We start from the raw sequence: 19,315 nt of genomic DNA, 5'->3' as shown, positions 1-19,315 counted from the left end.
GCGATGAAAGGTGCGAACGCGGTCCGAAATACCGTCGATCAAGGTAAAGATGGGCCGCATTGGCCCAAAAGCGCCCCGAAACCCCGAAAATTCAGCATCGGGGGGATGACAGGAACGAAAAACTCGGGCAGCGGAGCGAAAGGATTCAGCAGAAAGGAACAACATGAACAGCACCGATCTCGCCGATGGCATCGCCAAGACGCACGGCCTGACCAAGGCGCAGGCCAAGGCGATCGTCGATCAGGTTCTCCAGTCGATCACCGAAGCCGCTGTCGCCGGCAACGAAGTGTCGCTGCCCGGTTTCGGCAAGTTCAAGGTTCAGGCCCGTCCGGAGCGCGAAGGCCGCAACCCGCGCACCGGTGAGACGATGAAGATCGCCGCTTCGAAGAAGCTCGGCTTCGCGCCCGCCAAGGCGCTGCGCGACGCGCTGAACGGCTGATCCCTTCGCGGATCCAGTTGAAGGGGCGCTCCGGTTTCGACCGGGGCGCCCTTTTCTTTTTACGAGCCTGGCTGGAAAGCCGGCGGTTCCCACACCTCTCGCCTTGCATCGCCATTCGCTTCCATCATCCTGCAACGAAATCAGGAGGGGGCGAATCATATGGCAGACATTTATGATTTCACGGCGCAGACGATCGAGGGCACCGAGGCGTCGCTCGGTGATTATCGCGGGAAGGTGCTGCTGATCGTCAATACCGCCAGCAAGTGCGGCTTCACTCCGCAATATGACGGGCTGGAAAAGCTGCACGAGGCCTATGCGGAGCGCGGGCTGGCGGTACTTGGCTTTCCCTGCAACCAGTTCGGCGCGCAGGAGCCCGGCGATGAGGCCGAGATCGCCAATTTCTGCACGCTAAAATATGACGTGAAATTCCCGATGTTCGCCAAGATCGACGTCAATGGCGATAATGCCCATCCGCTCTACAAATATCTGAAGAATCAGCAGAAGGGGCTGTTGGGCACCGAAGGGATCAAGTGGAACTTCACGAAATTCCTGGTGGATCGTAACGGCCAGGTGGTCGATCGCTTCGCCCCCACCACCAAACCTGAAGACCTGCGCGGGGCGATCGAGAAGCTGCTGTAGCGCGGCCGCGGCTGCTCAGCCGCCCACCGGCTTTTTCTTCTTCGCCTGGTTCAGCTCCACCGCCGCGCGAACCAACGCCTTCAGCGCCTCTTCGTCGATCGCGTCATCCTCGCGGATATCGATGGCGCGCCGGGTGTTGCCTTCGAGGCTGGAGTTGAACAGGCGGGCGGGGTCATCCAGTGCGGCGCCCTTGGCGAAGGTGAGTTTCACGATCTGCTTGTAGGTCTCACCCGTGCAGATGATGCCGTCATGCGACCAGACGGGCACGCCGCGCCATTTCCATTCCTCGATCACGTCAGGATCGGCCCCCTTCACCAGCTTGCGGACATGAGCGAGCGTCTTGCCGCGCCAGTCGCCCAGTTCTGCGATGCGGGCGTCGATCAGGCTTGACGGGGATTCTGTTTCCTTGGCGTCGGTCATCTGGCTCACCTTTTCACATGCGCTCGCCGGGCAACAGGCTCGCCTGCTTCACCCAGCATGCGAGCAGCGCTTCGTCCCATTCATCATCTTCGTGAATATGGAAATAGCGGGTGTCGCCGCTCTTCGATCCGACCGGCGGCACCGGATCTAGCGAGCGGCCGCGGAAGAAGGCGATCTTGATATAGCGGGTGAAGCAATGGAGGCTGAGGAACCAGCCTTCGCCCTTGATGCCGTAGAAAGGCGAGTTCCATTTGACCGCCTTGTGGACGCCGGGGACAGAGACCTCTATCAGCGCGTCGATCCGACGACCGACCGCGCTCTTCCACCCCGGCATCGCGGCGATATAGGCCTGGATCGGCGCATCGCCTTCGCCCTTGGCAATCTGCGGATTGCTGCCGGACAGCAGCACCGGATCGGCAGGCTTCTTTTCGGCCATCGCGCACCTCCAGACAGCGGGCGCGCAACATCCAATATTCAGAACGGCTTGCCAACCGCTGCGGGATGACCGGATTGCGGGGCGCGGCCGGCGTCAGCGTTGCAGATCGGCGACGCGCCCGCGTTCATCGGCCGGGATCAGCCCTTCCAGCACCGTCCAGAAGCCGGCGACCGACCCTTGGCCCGCCTCCGCATAAGCGCGCGACAGCTTGGTCCTCAACGCCTCGAACAATTCGGCTTCCAGGGTCGCGCCTTCGGGCGTCAGCCGGAGCAGGCGCTGGCGGCGATCCTCGCGGCCGGTGCGGCTTTCGACGAGGCCGCGGCCGGTCAACTCGTTGAGCACCCGGCCCAGCGACTGCTTGGTGATGCCGAGGATGCGGAGCAGGTCGCTCACCGTCAGATCCGGCTGGCGGGCGATGAAATAGAGCGCGCGATGGTGGGCGCGGCCGAGCCCCTGCCGGGCCAGCCCGTCGTCGATGCCACGATAGAGGTGGCTGTAGCCGAAAAACAGCAGTTCGACGCCGCGTCGGATCTCGGATTCGCGCAGGAAGAGCGGGGATGCAGATTGGACAGCCATATTGCCATATATATAGGATGCAGCGCCGGCCCCAGCAATAGCGGCCGGCGGCCGATCAGGCCGCCAGTGTGCGAAGTCCGGCGCTCCGTCCGCGAAGCTCGAACCGGGCGATCAGGTTGGCGAGCTGATCCGCTTCATCGGCCAGACTGCGCGCTGCGGCGGTGGATTCTTCGACCATTGCGGCGTTCTGCTGGGTGGTCCGGTCCATCTCACCGACGGCCTGGTTGACCTGGCCCAGTGCTGCGGCTTGCGTGTCGGCGGCGGACGCCATCTGCGTCGCGAGGTCGCGGATCTCGCTGACCCGGCCGACGATCCTTTCCAGCGCCGCGCCGGTCTGGCCGACAAGCTCCACCCCGGAACCGACCTGACGCGAGCTGACCCCGATCAACCGCTTGATGTCCTTGGCCGCCTCCGCCGAGCGCTGGGCGAGCGCACGCACCTCGTTGGCGACGACCGCGAAGCCCTTGCCCGCGTCACCCGCCCGCGCGGCTTCGACGCCGGCGTTCAACGCCAGCAGGTTGGTCTGGAAGGCGATGCCGTCGATGACCGAGACGATCTGGCCGATCTCGTCGGCCGATTGCTCGATCGCATCCATCGCGGCAATCGCGCGGGCGACGACCTCGCCACCTTCGGATGCGTGCTGATGGGCGTCGCCGACGGAATCGCTGACCCTGGTCGCACCCGCGGCGCTCGTCCGCACCGAAGAGGTGATCTGATCCATCGACGCCGCGGTTTCCTCCAGCGCGGCCGCCTGCTGTTCGGTGCGGCGCGAAAGATCGTTGGAGGCGTTGGCGATCTCGGCCGATCCGGTGCGGATGTTGGAAACGACCTGGTTCACGCCGCTCAACGTATCGCCCAATTTGCCGACCGCCTGGTTGAAGTTGTGGCGCAGCGGCTCATAATCCGCGGGGAAAGGCTGTTCGAGCGTGCGGGTGAGATCGCCGGCGGCCAGCGCGGAAAGCCCGTCGCGGAGCGCCTGGATCATGCGGGTCTGCGCCTGGCGCGCCTCGCCCTGCAATTCCTCTTCCAGCCGACGGCGTTCGATCGCTTCGGCGCGGAAGCGCAGGACCGATCCGGCCATCGCGCCGATCTCGTCCTTGCGGCCGGTCGACGGCACATCGGTTTCGAGATTGCCGGTCGCCAGCCGGTCCATCGCCCCATTGAGCGCGAGGATCGGGGTGACGAGATAGCGGCGGACGGCGAGCGCGGCGCCGATCGTCACCAGCACGGAGAGCAGCAGCGATCCGCCGACCATCCATACCGCCAAGGATCGTTCGCTGGCAGCCTGCCCGTTGAGTTCGGCCGCGTGGGCGCTGATCGTGTCGCTCGCTTTCTCCATTGATTCCTCGAGCACGGCGAACTGCTTGAAGAAATCTGGCAGTTGGCCGAGCGCCGCGGGCGGATTCTCCCGCGCGGTGGTGACGATGCGGCGGGCAGCCTCGGCATAGGCGGCCATGGGCGTAGCGAGGCCACCGGCCGCCTCGGTCACTTCGGGCGAGTCCTTGTAAGCCTGGTCGCGCTTCATTGCCTCTTCGAGCGTGGCGAGATGTTCGGTCAGGTCCTTCTCGCTGGCGGCGAGATCGATGCCCGACGCAGGATCGCGCGCGGCGAGCGCCGCCAGCACGTCCGATCGCACGGCATCGTGCATCATGTCGCCGTTCATATGGTTGCGCATCAGTTCGGACGCCGTTTGCAGCCGATCGAGCGCCTGACCCTGGCGATGGCCCGACCACAGGCCGACCGTGCCGCTGAACAAAACCATGAGAATGATAATCACGCCGACCAGCGCGGCACTGCGACTCAACGAACCCGGCATCCCCAACTCCCCTTCAGCCCCACGGTGACGAATCGCCGTTAATTTTGTGCAAGTGAGCATTGGCGCCGCTCGCCATCCTAAATTGGCAAAAGGGGGCGGCTGATCATCGGTCGCAACGTCCTCGCTATGACAATCATAGGTCGCAGGAGTTCAGACGGTGCATTGCGGTGTTATTTTTGGTGGTGTTGCGTCGCTGGCGTTAGTCGCTTCACCTGTTTCGGCCGAAACGATTGAGGATGAGAAAGACCCCTTTACTGTCGATCTTACCTACACCACCGATCTGATGGGGTCGGTTTCGGGTGGGATCAATAAGAACTTCTATTGGCTTGATAATCTTGACGTTGTGGGGAATGCCGATCTCGACGCTCTGGTCGGCTGGCAGGGCGCGACCGCGCATCTCCATATCCTCAACAATCTCGGTGGGATGCCCAACAATGGTGCCGGCACGTTGCAGGGCGTCGACAATATCGAGGTGGGGAGCCAGCGCCTGCGCATCTTCGAGGCGTGGGTCGAACAAAGGCTGGGTGAGGCGGTGAGCCTGCGCATGGGCCTCTATGACCTCAACAGCGAATTCTATGTCGCTGATACGGCCGGACTGCTGATTGCGCCGGCCTTCGGTATCGGATCGGAAATCGCGGCGACCGGCCCCAACGGGCCATCCATCTTCCCGTCCACCGCCATCGCCGCGCGGATCGACGTGAAGTTGGGTGAGGCCGGTTATGCGCGCGCCGCGATCCTGAACGCGACAGCGGGCACGATCGGCGATCCTTCGGGCGTGAACCTGTCGTTCGACGATGGCGCGTTGCTGATCGGCGAAGCCGGCATCCAGGGGCGGGGCCGGATCGGCATCGGCGTCTGGGGCTATACGCTGAAGCAGGACGACATCCGCGACGTGCTGCCCGATGGCAGCCCCGCGCAGCGCAAGGCGCGCGGCGCCTATGCGCTCGGTGAAATGCCGCTGAACGATGCGAAAGGCGTGCACGCGACGGCTCTGTTCGCGCGGGCCGGCCTGTCCGATGGCGAAACCACGCCGTTCAAGGGCGGCTGGCAGGCGGGCGTGCTGGTGTCGCATCTTTTTGCGGGCCGGCCGGACAGCAGCGTCTCCTTCGGCGCGAACCAAGGTTATCTGTCCAAAGGCTATCGCCGCAACCTGGCAGATGAAGGCGTGCGGACGGCATCGGCCGAAACCGCGCTCGAAATCACTTTTTCGGACAAGCTGGCCGATTGGCTGCGGGTCCAGCCCGATCTGCAATGGGTGTTCAATCCGTCCGGGGACAAGGATCGGCATGACGTAGTCATCGTCGGGCTCAGGACCGAGCTCGCCTTCTAAATTCGCATTTTTCCTTTGTTTTTCATCAAAGTGTCACGAAAGCCTTACGCGCTGTTTACCCTTTGACCCCTAAACCGCCCGCAATCGAACGGGGGCGGAACGAGCGAACGTGTTGGACCAGCGAGCAAGGACGATCGGCAAGGCGGACATAGGCTCGGTTCGGGTCGCCGTAGGCCATGTCTGGATAGCGGCCGATGCGAAGTTAGGCGACGCCATCGACATTTTTCGCGCTAGGCCGGAACTGCGGCTGCTGCCGGTGATCGATGCCGAATTGCGGCCTGTGGGCGCGATCTTCGAGGCCGATCTGAAGCGGATATTGTTCAATCCGTTCGGCCACGCGCTGCTCAACAATCCGGGCATCGGCATGACGCTTGCCCAGCATGTCCGGCCGTGCCCGGTCGTCGCGCATGATCTGGCGACCGGCGCGCTCCTTGATGCCTATGCGGCGAGCGGCGGGACCGAGGGACTGATCGTGACGCGCGATCAGCGTTATGAAGGCGTGATCGCCAACCGCACCCTGCTGCGACTGGCGGCCGAGCGGGAAGCGGAGCGCGCGGCGGCGGCGGCGGCGCGGCTCGCCGCGGTGGATGTCGCCAGCAACCGTTTCCGCAGCGAGGCGGCGGGGCTTGCCGACGAACTCAATCGCTTGTCGCGGGCGGTGTTGCAGACCGCCAACGACGTGGCCGAGCGGGCCGTGCAGAATGGCGTGCGGGCCGGCGCGGTGGCGACCGCGGCCTCGCAGGCGGCGACCAACATGGCGGAGGTCGCGGCGCGCGGGCATGGCCTGGCCGATGCGCTGGGCGACGTCCGCGAAACCATGCGCACCGCGCGCGCATCAACCGTGGATGCCGTGGCAGTGGTCGCCGATGGCGGCGAACGGACCGCGGGGTTGAGCGAGGCAGCCGAGAAGATCGGCGGCGTCGTCAATTTCATCGAGGAGATTGCCGGCAAGGTGAACCTGCTGGCGATCAATGCCACGATCGAGGCGGCGCGCGCGGGTGAATCCGGCCGGGGCTTCGCGGTCGTCGCGCATGAGGTGAAGACGCTGGCCTTGCAGACGCAGGCGGCGGCGTCGGGCATTCACGGCCAGGTCGCCCATATCCGCCAGTCGGTCGCCGCCGTGCAGGCCGGCCATGGCGATATCGAGACGATCGTCGGCCGCGTCGATGCCTTTGCCAGCGCGATGGAGACCGCGGTCGCGCGGCAAAGTGCCGCCACCCACACCATCGCTTCCAATGTGAGCGAGGCGGTGGCAGCGTCCGAGCACATTCACCGCAACGCTGCCGAGATCAACGAGGCGACCTTGGCCGCCGCCGCGAGCGCGCGATCGATGCAGGCGATGGCGGAATCGCTGGCGCAGCGTTCCGTCCAGCTTCGCGGCCGGGTGGGCGCCTATGTCGAGGAGATCCGCGCGGCCTGATGTGCGTCGGATCAGGCGGCGCAGCGTGATCTTGCCGGAAAATTCGCGGAAGTAGGAAGTTCGTGGTGCCGGCTACAGGATTCGAACCCGTGGCCCCCTGATTACAAATCAGGTGCTCTACCAACTGAGCTAAGCCGGCAATGTGCGCTCCATGCGTCAGGGGACGCCGAAGGTCCAGCCCTCCGTTGCAGCGAGGGTGGAAGAAAAGGGCGGGCCGGGGTTCCACAACTCGGGCCGATGGGCGGCGCGACGCAGCCACGCGGCGGTGATGATCGCATCGGTGCTGTGATCGTCCCAGCGATCGAGCAATGGCGGTGTGGGCACGTCGAGCTTGGCGAGAGCGTCGACAAGAGAGGCAGCGTCGCGCGCCTTGGAGCGTGCGCGTGGGCGACCGGCGGCCATCGCGGCGATGCTCGTGTAGATTTCGACAAGGACGGGGCCGTGTGCCGGCACGCTGTCGAATGGCCATATCGGCACTCGCCCGGAAAGGCGGTGGAGCAGGCGCATGGCCGTCAGGCTCGATTTGCCGACCTGCTTGGCACCGACAAGGTTGAAGGAGGACGCGGGGCTGGCGTCAGTCCGCGCCTCGACCGCGCGCATCCGCCCCACGCCGCCACCGAACAAACTGCCCTCGCGGCCGCCGTGGCGGCGGAAGTGGAGTGCGGCTTCGGCATGATCGACGAAGCTATTGGCGCCGAGATGAGGTTCATCGCGAGCGATCTCATCGACCAGCGCCCAGAGCGAGCGCGCGTCCGGGGGAGAACGATCCCAGCCGGGGAAGAAGGCGCCCCGGTCGACGAATGGAAAGGAGGAGGAGAAATCCACGCCTACGAGAATATCGGCCCGATCGTCGGCAAGCCGCAGGAGCCAATCGAGCACCGCCTGGCGCGACCAATGGCCCGGTGTGCCGACCAGATGCGGGGCGGTCCCGCCCGGTCCGCATTCCGCGACTGCGATGCCCTTCTGGGGCTCTCCGGCAGCGCCTGACCAGTCGATGCAGGCGAACCGCGTGAAGTGCCTCATCAGCTCTTCTTGCGGGGGCGGGGCCGCGGGCGCGACAAGGCCCATTCATGCGCGCGTTCGATCATCGTGCGGACGCGATCGGGATCGGGGCTGTCATAGCGGACAAGCACCGCCGGCCAGCCTTCATAATGCGCGGTTTGCCAATAGGTATCGGGGTCGGTTTCCTTGAGGATCTCCACCGTGTCGCGGTCGATCTCGATGCAGAAGGAGCCGTCCTCACGCCCCGGATGGAGGAAGGCGCGGCCGTTGGCGGCCTTCACCGCGGGTTTGCCGTAGCTCGTCGAAAGCTCGGTGCCGGGGAACGCGAGTGCGAAGGTGACGGCTTCGTCGAAGGTCACTCGCCTCTCCGGTCCTGGCGCAGCTTTTCCCAATAAGCGATGCGCTCGGCGATCTTGGCCTCGAAGCCGCGGGGTGAGGGGGTGTAATAGGTCTGCGGGGTCATCTCCTCGGGCCAGTAATCGGCGCCCGAGAAAGCGTCGGTCGCCTCATGATCATAGGCATAGCCTTTGCCGTAGCCGACGTCCTTCATCAGCCGCGTAGGGGCGTTGAGGATCGACTTGGGCGGCATCAGCGATCCGGTTTCCTTCGCCGATCGGAAGGCGGCCTTCTGCGCCGCATAGGCTGCGTTCGATTTGGGCGCGGTGGCGAGGTAAAGGCAGGCCTGCACGATCGCCAGCTCACCTTCGGGCGACCCCAGGAAATCATAGGCATCCTTGGCGGCGAGGCATTGCACCAGCGCCTGCGGATCGGCGAGGCCGACATCTTCGGACGCGAAGCGAACAAGGCGGCGGAGCACATAGAGCGGCTCCTCGCCCGCGGTCAGCATGCGGGCGAGATAATAGAGCGCGGCCTGTGGATCGGAGCCGCGCAGGCTTTTGTGGAGCGCGGAGATCAGGTTGTAATGGCCCTCGCGATCCTTGTCATAGACCGCGACGCGGCGGTGGAGCAGGCCGGCGAGGGCGGCCGGATCGAGCGGTTCGGGCAGGTCGATCGAGAACAGGGTCTCGGCCTGGTTGAGCAGGAAGCGGCCGTCGCCATCAGCCGAGGCGACCAGCGCTGCGCGGGCCTCCGTCGTGAGGGGGAGGGGGCGGCCTTCCACCTCCTCGGCGCGGGATAGGAGGGTTTCGAGCGCAGTAGCGTCGAGCCGGTTCAGGATCAGCACCTGGGCGCGGGAGAGGAGGGCGGCGTTGAGCTCGAAGCTCGGATTTTCGGTGGTCGCGCCGACGAGGATGACGGTGCCGTCTTCGACATAGGGCAGGAAGCCGTCCTGCTGGGCGCGGTTGAAGCGGTGGATCTCGTCCACGAACAGGAGCGTGCGGGTGCCCATGCGGGCATGTTCGCGGGCCTCGGCGAAGATTTTCTTGAGATCGGCGACGCCGGAGAAAACCGCCGAGACCGCGGCGAAGCGCAAGCCCACCGCGTCGGCGAGGAGGCGGGAGATCGTTGTCTTGCCGGTGCCGGGCGGACCCCAGAGGATCATCGACGACAGGCGGCCCGCGGCGACCATCCGGCCGATCGCGCCATCGGGGCCGGTGAGATGTTCCTGGCCCACCACTTCGCCAAGCGACTGGGGGCGCAGGCGATCGGCGAGGGGCGAGGCGTCGGGCGAAACGGTCGCGAGGTCGGAGGCGAAGAGGTCGGCCATGCGGCTGGTATAGAGTCAAGTTTACACACGATCCATGGGGCGCGCTTGACAAAGAGCTATCAAGATATATCTTAGACGCATCTAAAGGAGATGCATTACATGAGATTCGGATTTTCCCAACACCGCCACGGAGGCGGTTTCGGTCCCCGCGGTGGAAACTGCGGCGAGGACTTCGCGGCCGATGGCGGTGGCGAGCACAGGCGCCATGGCGGCCCCCGCGGGATGCGGGGTCGCGCTTTCGCGGCGATGGCCTGGGGCATGGAAGGCGAGGAAGGCGGCCGCCGCCGCCGCGTCTTCGACGGGGGCGAGCTCAGGCTCGTGCTGTTGAAGCTGATCGGCGACCAGCCCCGCCACGGTTACGACCTGATCCGCGCGATCGAGGAGCTGACCGGCGGTGCCTATGCGCCGAGCCCCGGCGTCGTCTATCCCACCGTCACGCTGTTGCAGGACATGGACCTGATCGAGGAGGCTGCGGCCGAAGGCGCGCGCAAGGCCTTTGCCATCACCGAAGCCGGCCGTGCCCACCTGGCCGAACGCCAGGCGGAAGTGGACGCCTTGTTCGAGCGGCTGGCCCAGCTTGCCGAAGTGCGCGAACGCACCGACGCGATGCCGGTCAAGCGCGCGATGCACAATCTGCGCACGGTGCTCCGCCACCGCCTCGGCCGCGAACAGGTGTCGAGCGATACCATCCACGAAGCGGTGGCGCTGATCGACGAGGTCGCCCGCAAGATCGAGCGGCTGTGAGGGCCACGCGGCTGGACAGACTGCGCCGGCGGATCGGGATCGACCCGGCCGCCGGCCTGACTACGGACAAGGACACGGACATGACGATCAGCGCAACCGCCGCGGTGCCCACCACCAGCGGCAGCCGCTATCTGCAACAGCTCTGCAAGCATTGGGCGCATAATCTGCAGGTGGAATTCACCGCCGAGCACGGCACGGTGGTGTTCCCGAAGGATGCGCGCGGGGCGGACTTTCCCGCCGACGGTCTTGCGACCTTCGACGCCCGCGCCGAGGCGCTGGACGTGCGGATCGATGCGAGTTCGGACGAGCAACTGGAGGCGCTGAAAGGGGCGGTGGCCCGGCACCTCGATCGCTTTGCGTTTCGCGAGGCGCCGCTGGCGTTCGATTGGCGGTGAAATTTCCTCCCCTCCCTAGAAGGGAGGGGTCGGGGGTGGGTGGCGAAGCCGGCGGGCTCGATGCCCGTCGGCGTAGCTTTACGCGGAGGGCCAAGGAGCTCGCTGCGCTCGCCACCCACCCCTCAATCCCCTCCCTTTCAGGGAGGGGAGGCGCTAACTTTTAGGCCGCCGGTTTTTCGAAGGCGACGCTGATCTTCAGCTCGACAACGTCCGGCACCATCGGGATGCCGTAGCTGACGCCGAAATCGCTGCGCTTGATCTTGGTTTCGGCTTCGAAGCCGACCGTATCCTTCTTCGTCATCGCGAAGAGGCCGGCGCCCTGGAATTCGGCGTCGAGCACGACCTGCTTGGTGACGCCCTTGATGGTGAGATCGCCGGTGATCTTGGCGTCATTGCCGTCCACGACCACGCTGGTCGACTTGAAGGTGGCGGTCGGGAACTTCGCCGCGTCGAAGAAATCGGTGCCGAGCAGATGCTTGGTCAGGCCCGCGCTGCTGGTTGCGACGCTGTTGATCGGGATTTCGATCTCGACGCTGGCCGCCGAAGGCTTGGCCGGATCGATCGTCAGCTTGCCCTTGGCATCGCCGAACAGGCCGAAATAATCGTTGAAGCCGAGATGGTTCACTTCCCACAGCACCTGAGTATGGGCGCTGTCCACCGTATAGGTGCCGGCCTTGACGCGGCTCGGATCCTTGGCACCGGGCTGGGTGGTCGGCTGCTGGGCGATCACGGGAATGGCGACGGCAGTGGTGGCCGCAAGTGCAACGGCAATCACGATTTTGCGCATGAGAGGCTCCGAAAAAGGAATAGCGGCCGGAGGCTGATCCTGCCGGGCCTTCGTGTCAAACGCGGATAGCGAAACGAATTGTTTCGGAATGTGAGCGATGCCGCGGAGAGCGCCCGCTACCTTGGTGATTTCTAGAACCCATAGACCAGGCTGACCCGCGAAAAGATGTCTTCCTTCTCCTTGCCCTCGGGCGGGTCGGTTTCCTTGTCGAAGGTGAATTCGACGCGGATCGAAAGTTCGCCGTAGATATTGTTCGTCAGCGATGTGGTGGACAGGAAACTCTTATTCTCCTTCGCTACCACCGCGCCGGTGTAGTTGCGGATCGTCAGCCGATCATTGGCTTCCCATTTGAAATCGGTGGCGATGAAGGCGCCGAACTGGCTTTGGTTGGTGCCGTCGGTGAAGTCGATCTGGCGCAGCGCCGGGCCGGCATAGACATCCCAGTCGAGATCGTCCTTGTCGATGATCTCATAACCGCCACCTGCCGACTCGGTAAAGCGATTGCTCGTGCCCTGGAACCTGTCCCGGTCGTAACGCAGCGTGCCGAACAGGAAGAAGGGCGAGCGATCGAAATCCCGTCGCGCGCGATAGGCGGCGGTGATCCGCTCCTCGGTGCGGTTTCCATCGACGTCACTGAAATCGAGAGTCGCGTCGAGCTTATGTTCCCAGCGGAAATCCTTGCGCTTGATGCTAAGCGCGGTGGAGACATTCCATTCGTCGGTATTGCCGGACGAGTAATTGCCGCCGAACGAGGCTTCGCCGGTCCAGCCCTCGACAATGTCTGCCTTTGCGACCTGCTTTTTCTCTTCGTCTTCGATGCGATCGATCAGGTCGTCGATCGCCTTTCGCTGATCGGGATATACGCGCTTGGCGACATTTTCGAGCGTACTTCTTTCCTTGGGGTTGGCCTCGCGCAGCAGTGCGGCCAGATCCGGCGGCAGTTCCCTGGCGATCGCGGGTGTTGCCAAAGCAATCCAGAATAGGACGAGAAGGCTGGCGAGCAGTCTCATGGGTGATACCTTTGCGCGCGGGGGACGGCGCTCCGAACCGCCCCGGCGTTACTTTTCGCACAGGCGCCATCTACCCGGTATCGGGGTATTTACTTGCTTCCGTTCGAGGAAGTGCTGGCTAATCCTGCCCGAGCACGAAATCCCGAAGTGCGCGGGCGTCGTGGAGCGCGTTGTGGGGGACGCGGCTGTTCATCGCGGTCGAGAAACCGGGGCTGCGACGGAATTCGAAGCGCAGACTGCCGACGTCGACGATATCGGCGGGGCCGATCAGCAGCAGCCGGCAGAAGAGGGCGATATCCTCCGGCCAGTCGGCGACGATCACCGGATCGCGATCGCCTGACAGGAACGCGGCCACCTCATGCGCGGCGGTGACGCCGTCGACATGGTTGTCCAGCGCCTGCGGCACGCTGCCGAGATAGGGGATCACGTGGCGCGCGACCCAGGGGTGGAGATCATCGGGCAGCGGCAGGACGGCATAATATTCCTGGTCGCCATATTCGGGCACCAGGCCGAGGCTGATCAACTCACCGCCGAAGCCGTTGAATTCGGTATCCAGGAAATAGCGCATCAGGCGGGCGACACCGCGGCGCGGGCGAGGCGGTGGAGCTGGTCGCGAAAACGGCCGAGTACGACCGGGTCCGCTGGATCGTAAGCCCGGTTGGGGCCGACCTGGCGCCCATTGCAGACATAGAAGAGCGCGCCGCCGGCGACGCCATTGACGATCAGCATCGGCGAAACCGGACGGAAAGCGCCCGAATCCACGCCGGTTGCAACAATCTCCTCCATGTCGCGCAGCGCTGTGTCCGAGAATTTGACGGGATTAGTACCGCGCGGGCCGACATCGGCGATCAGGCGCTGGAGAATCCGCGCCGCGGTCGGGCGCTGGACGAGGAAGTCGAGCCAGGCGTCGAGCAGCGCCAGCAGGCGGTCCATCGGTGTGGTGGCGCCCGCAGTCCGCTCCATCACGAAGGCGTGCATGGCAGCGAAGATATCGCTTTCCACCGCGTCATAGAGTTCTTGCTTGCCGGGGAAATAATAGATGATCGACGGCCGGCGGATGCCGACCGCTATCGCCACATCCTCCAACCGCGCCGCCGCATAACCGAGATCGGCGAAGATCGTCTCCGCCGCATCGAGAATCGCTTGGCGGGTCGCATCGCCCCGCGCCTGGCGAACCGGTGGTCTGATCGCATTCATGGCACCGCCTTATTCCGCCTTGCCGGGGGCGGCAACGCCCGTCCCGCGGCCCCATTACAAAAGATTGCTCTCAAACGGACTTGAAATCTACCTACACGTAGGTAGAAAACGACGCGTCGCGGAGAGAAGCGGATTCGCAGCCGTCGCCCGCGTCGTTCTTTTGGGAGGGATGCATGAATCGTCGTTTTGCGCGCATAGTCACTTGCCTGCTGGTCGGAACCGCGGGGATCACGCCCGCCATCGCGCAGGACGCGGCTTCGGATGGCATCGAGGAAATCGTCGTCACCGCGCAGAAGCGCGAGGAGTCCCTTCAGGACACGCCGATTTCGATCGCGGCGTTCGGTGCCAAGGATCTGGAAAGCAAGGCGATCACCGGCCTCGTCGATCTGCGTGCGAACGTGCCCAATCTGCAGCTCACCCCGCATCCGAACAGTGCTGCGACCACGCAGATCTTCATGCGCGGCGTCGGCCTGAGTGACGACCAGATCACCCAGGATGGCGGCGTCGCGGTCTATATGGACGGCGTCTATATCGCGCGTAGCCAGGGGCAGGCGCTGGAAGTTGCCGATCTGGAGCGCGTGGAAGTGCTGCGCGGTCCGCAGGGGACGCTGTACGGCCGCAACGCAACGGGCGGCGCGATCAACTTCATCACCAAGAAGCCGGATCTCGGTGATTTTGGCTTCAAGGGGCAGGTGACGATCGGCAATTACGACAATCTGCGGATCAAGGGCGCGGTGAACGTGCCGATCGGCGATACGTTCGCGGCGCGCTTCTCCTACATGAATGCCCAGCAGGACGGCTTCATCAAGAATCCGGGCACGCAGGTGAAGCGCTGGGGCGACAAGGATCGCGAGGCGATGCGTGCCGACGTGCTGTGGGAGCCGTCCGACAGCATCAGCCTGCGCTACAGCTATGATCGTTCGGAAATCAACGACACGCCGATCTATGTCGCGTTGTCGCCGCTCCATCCGCTGACGATCCCGCGCCCCGATGCCGGCAGCCCGCTGGTGCGCGACGTGGTGCCCAACGATGTGACCTCGCAGGGACATAGCCTGATCGGCGAATGGGAAGCCGCGGACTGGCTGACGATCCGTTCGATCACCGCCTATCGCAAGCTCGATAACTTCCAGAACCAGGATTATCTGACCGGTGCGATCGGGCCGTTCCCGCTGCAGAAGAACCAGAGCCGCGCCAAGCAGGATCAATGGAGCCAGGAAATCCAGTTCGTCGGTGACGCGCTCGACGGCGGCCTGCAATATGTCGCGGGCTTCTATTACTTCACCGAAGAAGGCAGCAATTTCAGCAACAGCTACAGCCCGCCGACACTGACGCGCAGCTTCACCACGGCGACGATCGACAACGAATCCTATGCGTTGTTCGGACAGGCGACCTGGACGCCGGAATGGATCGACCGACGGCTGCACATCACGATCGGCGCGCGGCAGAGCTGGGATCAGCGGGCGGCGACGCTGGTGCGGCAGACGCAGGTGGGTGGCGGCCCGATCGTGCCGGTGCCCGGCATGGGTGATGGCGACCGCAAGTTCAACGATTTCAGCCCGAGCTTCGTGCTGGCCTTCGACGCGACCGAGAGCGTGAACGTCTATGCCAAGGCGGTGAAGGGCTACAAAAGCGGCGGCTTCAACATCCGCGCCAGCTCGATCGCGGCGTTCAACCAGGGGTTCGATCCGGAGACGCTGTGGTCCTACGAAGCCGGCATGAAGGGCCAGTTCCTGGACAACAGGGTGCGGCTGAACATCGCGGCCTTCGTGTCCAACTATAAGGACATCCAGATCAACGTGCAGTCCGATCCCACCAATGTGCGGATCACCGACGTGCTCAACGCCGGCAAGGCGACGGTGAAGGGTGTCGAGGCGGATCTGACGCTGGCGCCGGTGCGCGATCTGCGCGTCACCTTCAACTATGGCTATCTCGACGCGCAATATGACGAGGTGATCAACGCGGCGGGCGTCGATGTGGCGGACAATTACCGCTTCACCAACGCGCCCAAGCACACGATCGCGTTCGACGTCCGTTACGATCTGCCGCCGACGCCGATCGGCACGCTCACCGCCAACGTGAACTACACGATGCAGAGCGACAAGTTCACCAACTCCACGATCAGCGGCGGCAAATATATCATCGGCGATTATGGCCTGCTCAACGCCCGGCTGGATCTGGGCGACATTCCGGGCGTCGATGGCGTGCGCCTTGGCCTGTGGGGTCGGAACCTCACCGACAAGGAATATTACATCATGCAGTTCAACATCGGCCGCCCCGGCGCGCTGTTCGGCGAACCGCGCACCTATGGTCTCGATCTCAGCGTCGATTTCTGACGGTGAGAATGATGCGATACTCCGTCGCGGCGTTGGGGGCGATCTTCCTCTCCTTCTCCGGCGCCGCGATGGGGGAGGGGGATTATCGGCCGGGCGCGGCCGATGTCCCCCGCACCGAACGCGCCTTTGCGGGCGGGCCGGCCGAGTTCCGCTTCGTGGTGATCGGCGATCGCACCGGCCAGCATCGGCCCGGTGTGTTCGAGGATGCGATCGCGAAGGTGGACGAACTCCGGCCCGATTTCGTGATCAACATCGGCGATCTGATCGAGGGCAATACCGAAGATCAGGCGCGGCTCGACCAGGAATGGGGGGAGGTGAATGCGGCGATCGGCAAGCTTGCCGTCCCCTTCTTCTACGTGCCCGGCAACCATGACCTCACCAACGAGGTGCAGCGCGCCGATTGGCGCAAGCGGCTGGGCGCGGACTATTACAGCTTCACCTACAAGGGCGCCTTGTTCCTGGTCCTGAATACCGAGGACCCGCCGCAGCCGAAGATCGCGCGGATGAAGCTGTTCCAGCAATATGGCGCGGAGGCGATGAAGACGGTGTTCACCGCGCTGCAGGGCGATCCCGCCAAGGCCGACGCGCTGTTTGCGAGCGACCCGAAGCTGGCGGAACTGGCGGCGAAGATCCGCGGATCGGAGAATGTCGCCTTCAGCAGTGATCAGGTGAAGATGGTCCGCGATGCGCTGGCGAAGACCCCCAACCCACGCTGGATATTCGTGCTGATGCACCGGCCGGCCTGGAAGGTGGATTCACCTGCCTTCCGGGCGATCGAGGCGATGCTGAAGGGCAGGCCCTACACGATGCTGGCCGGCCATTATCACAAATATGCCCATGAGGTGCGTGCGGGGCGCGACTATGTCCAACTCGGCACGACCGGCGGAATGCCCGGTGGCGCGGCGGACGACCCCGCCGTGGTGGACCATGTGATGTGGGTTGCGGTGGCTGAGGGCGAGCCCCGCATCACGAATCTTCGGCTGGAAGGCTTCTTCGGTAAAGTTGGGCCGAAAGCCAAAGCCCAATCGCTTGCCCCGGCCCCCGTTTCACCTCACTGAACATCCCGCATCACGGAGAATATTGGTCCATGGCTTCCACCGACCTTTCGCCCGCATTGGGCAATCCCGGCACCGCCGTCATCATCACCGGCGGCGCATCGGGCATCGGCCTGGCCTCCGCCCGCGCGCTGGCCGCTGTCGGCCGTGGCGTGGCGCTGTGGGACATCAACGGCGCCAAGGCTGCGGAGAGCGCAGCGGCGATCGCGGCCGAATTTGGCGTGAAGGCGCTGGGCCTGGGCGTCGACATCACCGACATCGCCGCCTATCCGGCTGCGATCGCCGCAAGCCGTGAGGCGGTGGGCGCGATCGGCGGCCTCGTCCATGCTGCCGGTATCGTCGATACGGGATCGCTGGAAGGCATTACCGAGGAAAGCTGGGCCGCGGGCATCAACACCCATCTGCGTCCGCTGGCGCTGTTGACCCAGCAGCTCCAGCCCGATCTGAAGGCCAATCCGGGATCGGCGATCGTCGCCATCACCTCGATCAACGCGACGCTCGGCAATGGCATCAACCCGGTCTACACCGCGGCCAAGGGCGGCATGCTCTCGCTCGTCCGCTCGCTTGCCGATGGCCTGGCGCCGCACGGCATCCGCGTCAATTCGGTGTCGCCCGGCCAGATCATGACCGCGATGATGAAGCCCGCGGTCGACAATCTGCCGCAGGGTTATTTCGAAAAGCGCATCCTCCTCGAACGGATCGGCGTGCCGGAGGAAATCGGCCGCGTCGTCCGCTTCCTGCTTTCGGCCGAAGCGAGCTATGTCACCGCCGCGGAGATCGTCGTCGACGGCGGGAATATCTCGTCCCAGCGCGGATAAGGCCAAAAAGGCCAGCGGGATAAGAAGGGAGAGGGAATGAATAACCGGGGTTCGACTTTTCGGTTCGCTGTGGCTGCCTCGATCGCGGCCGCCGTGCCGCTGCTGGCGGGATGCGCGACCGGGGCGACACGTGCGCCGGCGGCGATTTCGGAAGAGCAATCCGGCGTCATTCCCTTCACCAGCGCCAGCGTGAACCGCGTTGCCGACAATGGCGATGCGCAGATCAACTGGTCGGCGCCGGGCGCGGGCCGCGTGACCGTCTATGCCGGCCATGACCCGGAACAGATCGCGCGCGACAAGCCCGTAGGCCATGGCGATGCGATCGGCGGCATTCGTGTGTCCGGCCTGATGCCGGGCAAGCGCTGGTTCTTCGCACTGGTGCCGGAACATGGCGCGCCGCTCGTCATCGCCGATCGCGGGCTGCATCTGGCGACCATCCCCAATCTGCGCGACATCGGCGGTTATCGCACCAACGACGGCCGCTGGGTGAAGATGGGGATGATCTATCGCTCAGATCAGCTCGACCGATTGAGCGATGCCGATCTGGCGGCGATGGGCGGCCTCGGCCTGACGCTGGTCGCGGATCTGCGCACCGAAACCGAACGGCAGCGCGAACCCGATCGCGTGCCCGCGGGCGCGCAGCCGCTCGTCCTCGACGTCGCGGCCGACAGCACGGGCAGCCTGGGCGGAGACATGAAGAAAGCGGGTGCCGCGATCATGGCCGGCAAGGGCGCCGCGCTGATGGTCGATGCCAATCGCGACTTCGTGACGCTCAGCAGCGCCAAGGCGGCTTATGCAGGGCTGCTCGATCGGCTCGACGATCCGACCGCGGGCGGGACCCTCTATCACTGCACCGCCGGCAAGGACCGCACCGGCTGGGCGACGGCGGTGATCCTGACCCTGCTGGGCGTGCCACGCGAAACGGTGATGGCCGATTATCTCGCCAGCAACGAATATCTGCGCGCCAAGAATGAGGCGACGATCACTTCGGTCGCCAAGATGATGCCGCGCGAGAAGCTGGAGCCGGTGCTGGGCGTGCGCGCCGAATATATCCAGGCGGCGTTCGACGAGGTGGAGAAAAGTTACGGTTCGTTCGACGCCTATCTGAAGGACGGGCTGGGGCTGGACGGCGAGGAGATCAACGCGCTCCGAACGCGCTATCTGACGGGCGAGGCCGCGCGCCGCTAAGTTCGATGCCGCTGGCCCTATGCGCTTCCTGGTAATCCCGAATG

21 protein-coding genes and 1 tRNA gene are annotated in these 19,315 nt (G+C 64.7%); 10 read left to right on the top strand and 12 right to left on the bottom strand.

Annotated features, from left to right (window positions below):
* Positions 1 to 163 precede the first annotated feature (163 nt).
* Positions 164 to 439 (top strand): HU family DNA-binding protein, encoded by a 276-nt coding sequence (locus ACFB49_RS09050; RefSeq protein WP_380878659.1) that lies wholly within the window; start codon positions 164 to 166, stop codon positions 437 to 439.
* 159 nt (positions 440 to 598) lie between these two features.
* Positions 599 to 1,078 carry a glutathione peroxidase gene (locus ACFB49_RS09045; protein ID WP_380878657.1) on the top strand — a complete coding sequence of 160 codons (480 nt, stop codon included), beginning with the start codon at positions 599 to 601 and terminating at the stop codon, positions 1,076 to 1,078.
* Between the two features lie 15 nt (positions 1,079 to 1,093).
* On the opposite strand, the gene ACFB49_RS09040 is transcribed toward ACFB49_RS09045, so the two are convergent.
* The 4 genes from ACFB49_RS09040 to ACFB49_RS09025 all read right to left on the bottom strand — a co-directional run bounded on the left by ACFB49_RS09040 (position 1,094) and on the right by ACFB49_RS09025 (position 4,326).
* Complete coding sequence (locus ACFB49_RS09040; protein WP_380878655.1) at positions 1,094 to 1,498, bottom strand: DUF1801 domain-containing protein; 405 nt, start codon at positions 1,496 to 1,498, stop codon at positions 1,094 to 1,096.
* A 13-nt stretch (positions 1,499 to 1,511) separates the two neighbouring features.
* Entirely contained in the window at positions 1,512 to 1,934 is a 423-nt protein-coding gene (locus ACFB49_RS09035) for a DUF1801 domain-containing protein (RefSeq protein WP_380878654.1), read from the bottom strand.
* 93 nt (positions 1,935 to 2,027) lie between these two features.
* Positions 2,028 to 2,510 (bottom strand): MarR family winged helix-turn-helix transcriptional regulator, encoded by a 483-nt coding sequence (locus tag ACFB49_RS09030; protein ID WP_380878652.1) that lies wholly within the window; start codon positions 2,508 to 2,510, stop codon positions 2,028 to 2,030.
* Positions 2,511 to 2,565: 55 nt separating this feature from the next.
* Positions 2,566 to 4,326 carry a methyl-accepting chemotaxis protein gene (locus tag ACFB49_RS09025; protein WP_380878650.1) on the bottom strand — a complete coding sequence of 587 codons (1,761 nt, stop codon included), beginning with the start codon at positions 4,324 to 4,326 and terminating at the stop codon, positions 2,566 to 2,568.
* A 157-nt stretch (positions 4,327 to 4,483) separates the two neighbouring features.
* Here ACFB49_RS09025 and ACFB49_RS09020 point away from each other — a divergent pair, with 157 nt between their 5' ends.
* Both ACFB49_RS09020 and ACFB49_RS09015 read left to right on the top strand, forming a co-directional pair.
* Positions 4,484 to 5,656, top strand: a complete 1,173-nt coding sequence (locus ACFB49_RS09020) for a carbohydrate porin (protein ID WP_380878648.1) — start codon at positions 4,484 to 4,486, stop codon at positions 5,654 to 5,656.
* Positions 5,657 to 5,768: 112 nt separating this feature from the next.
* On the top strand, positions 5,769 to 7,076 hold the full coding sequence (locus tag ACFB49_RS09015) for a methyl-accepting chemotaxis protein (RefSeq protein ID WP_380878646.1): 1,308 nt from the start codon (positions 5,769 to 5,771) through the stop codon (positions 7,074 to 7,076).
* 63 nt (positions 7,077 to 7,139) lie between these two features.
* On the opposite strand, the gene ACFB49_RS09010 is transcribed toward ACFB49_RS09015, so the two are convergent.
* From ACFB49_RS09010 to ACFB49_RS08995, 4 genes are all read right to left on the bottom strand, one after another.
* Positions 7,140 to 7,215, bottom strand: a tRNA-Thr gene (locus tag ACFB49_RS09010).
* Between the two features lie 17 nt (positions 7,216 to 7,232).
* A complete protein-coding gene (locus ACFB49_RS09005) occupies positions 7,233 to 8,099 on the bottom strand; it encodes a hypothetical protein (RefSeq protein ID WP_380878644.1) in 867 nt (288 codons plus the stop codon).
* Positions 8,099 to 8,437, bottom strand: coding sequence for an MmcQ/YjbR family DNA-binding protein (locus tag ACFB49_RS09000; RefSeq protein WP_380878642.1), 339 nt, complete (start codon positions 8,435 to 8,437; stop codon positions 8,099 to 8,101). The genes ACFB49_RS09005 and ACFB49_RS09000 overlap by 1 nt, the downstream gene beginning before the upstream one ends.
* The gene (locus tag ACFB49_RS08995) at positions 8,434 to 9,744 is read right to left on the bottom strand and encodes a replication-associated recombination protein A (RefSeq protein ID WP_380878640.1); all 1,311 of its coding nucleotides are present in this window, start codon (positions 9,742 to 9,744) and stop codon (positions 8,434 to 8,436) included. Before ACFB49_RS08995 ends, ACFB49_RS09000 begins: the two co-directional genes overlap by 4 nt.
* 99 nt (positions 9,745 to 9,843) lie before the next feature.
* Here ACFB49_RS08995 and ACFB49_RS08990 point away from each other — a divergent pair, with 99 nt between their 5' ends.
* Positions 9,844 to 10,488 carry a PadR family transcriptional regulator gene (locus ACFB49_RS08990; protein ID WP_380878638.1) on the top strand — a complete coding sequence of 215 codons (645 nt, stop codon included), beginning with the start codon at positions 9,844 to 9,846 and terminating at the stop codon, positions 10,486 to 10,488.
* Positions 10,489 to 10,568: 80 nt separating this feature from the next.
* Positions 10,569 to 10,883 (top strand): DUF2218 domain-containing protein, encoded by a 315-nt coding sequence (locus ACFB49_RS08985; protein WP_380878636.1) that lies wholly within the window; start codon positions 10,569 to 10,571, stop codon positions 10,881 to 10,883.
* A 160-nt stretch (positions 10,884 to 11,043) separates the two neighbouring features.
* Here the strand turns inward: ACFB49_RS08985 and ACFB49_RS08980 are convergent, their stop codons facing one another.
* From ACFB49_RS08980 to ACFB49_RS08965, 4 genes are all read right to left on the bottom strand, one after another.
* Positions 11,044 to 11,670, bottom strand: a complete 627-nt coding sequence (locus tag ACFB49_RS08980) for a YceI family protein (protein ID WP_380878634.1) — start codon at positions 11,668 to 11,670, stop codon at positions 11,044 to 11,046.
* Positions 11,671 to 11,801: 131 nt separating this feature from the next.
* On the bottom strand, positions 11,802 to 12,680 hold the full coding sequence (locus ACFB49_RS08975; RefSeq protein ID WP_380878632.1) for a YdiY family protein: 879 nt from the start codon (positions 12,678 to 12,680) through the stop codon (positions 11,802 to 11,804).
* Positions 12,681 to 12,798: 118 nt separating this feature from the next.
* The gene (locus ACFB49_RS08970; RefSeq protein WP_380878630.1) at positions 12,799 to 13,248 is read right to left on the bottom strand and encodes a hypothetical protein; all 450 of its coding nucleotides are present in this window, start codon (positions 13,246 to 13,248) and stop codon (positions 12,799 to 12,801) included.
* On the bottom strand, positions 13,248 to 13,877 hold the full coding sequence (locus tag ACFB49_RS08965; RefSeq protein ID WP_380878628.1) for a TetR/AcrR family transcriptional regulator: 630 nt from the start codon (positions 13,875 to 13,877) through the stop codon (positions 13,248 to 13,250). The genes ACFB49_RS08970 and ACFB49_RS08965 overlap by 1 nt, the downstream gene beginning before the upstream one ends.
* 173 nt (positions 13,878 to 14,050) lie before the next feature.
* On the opposite strand from ACFB49_RS08965, the gene ACFB49_RS08960 reads away from it, so the two are divergent.
* The 4 genes from ACFB49_RS08960 to ACFB49_RS08945 are packed head-to-tail and all read left to right on the top strand — an operon-like array spanning position 14,051 to position 19,271.
* Positions 14,051 to 16,210: a TonB-dependent receptor gene (locus ACFB49_RS08960; RefSeq protein WP_380878626.1), complete on the top strand. Its 2,160-nt coding sequence runs from the start codon at positions 14,051 to 14,053 to the stop codon at positions 16,208 to 16,210.
* Between the two features lie 11 nt (positions 16,211 to 16,221).
* Positions 16,222 to 17,268: a metallophosphoesterase family protein gene (locus tag ACFB49_RS08955; protein WP_380878624.1), complete on the top strand. Its 1,047-nt coding sequence runs from the start codon at positions 16,222 to 16,224 to the stop codon at positions 17,266 to 17,268.
* 29 nt (positions 17,269 to 17,297) lie between these two features.
* Entirely contained in the window at positions 17,298 to 18,083 is a 786-nt protein-coding gene (locus ACFB49_RS08950; protein ID WP_380878622.1) for an SDR family NAD(P)-dependent oxidoreductase, read from the top strand.
* Between the two features lie 36 nt (positions 18,084 to 18,119).
* Entirely contained in the window at positions 18,120 to 19,271 is a 1,152-nt protein-coding gene (locus ACFB49_RS08945; RefSeq protein WP_380878620.1) for a tyrosine-protein phosphatase, read from the top strand.
* Positions 19,272 to 19,315: the final 44 nt, after the last annotated feature.

The organism is Sphingomonas sp. DBB INV C78 (genome assembly GCF_042693015.1).
Classification (GTDB): domain Bacteria; phylum Pseudomonadota; class Alphaproteobacteria; order Sphingomonadales; family Sphingomonadaceae; genus Sphingomonas_E.
This window is presented reverse-complemented; position numbering and strand designations above follow the sequence as displayed.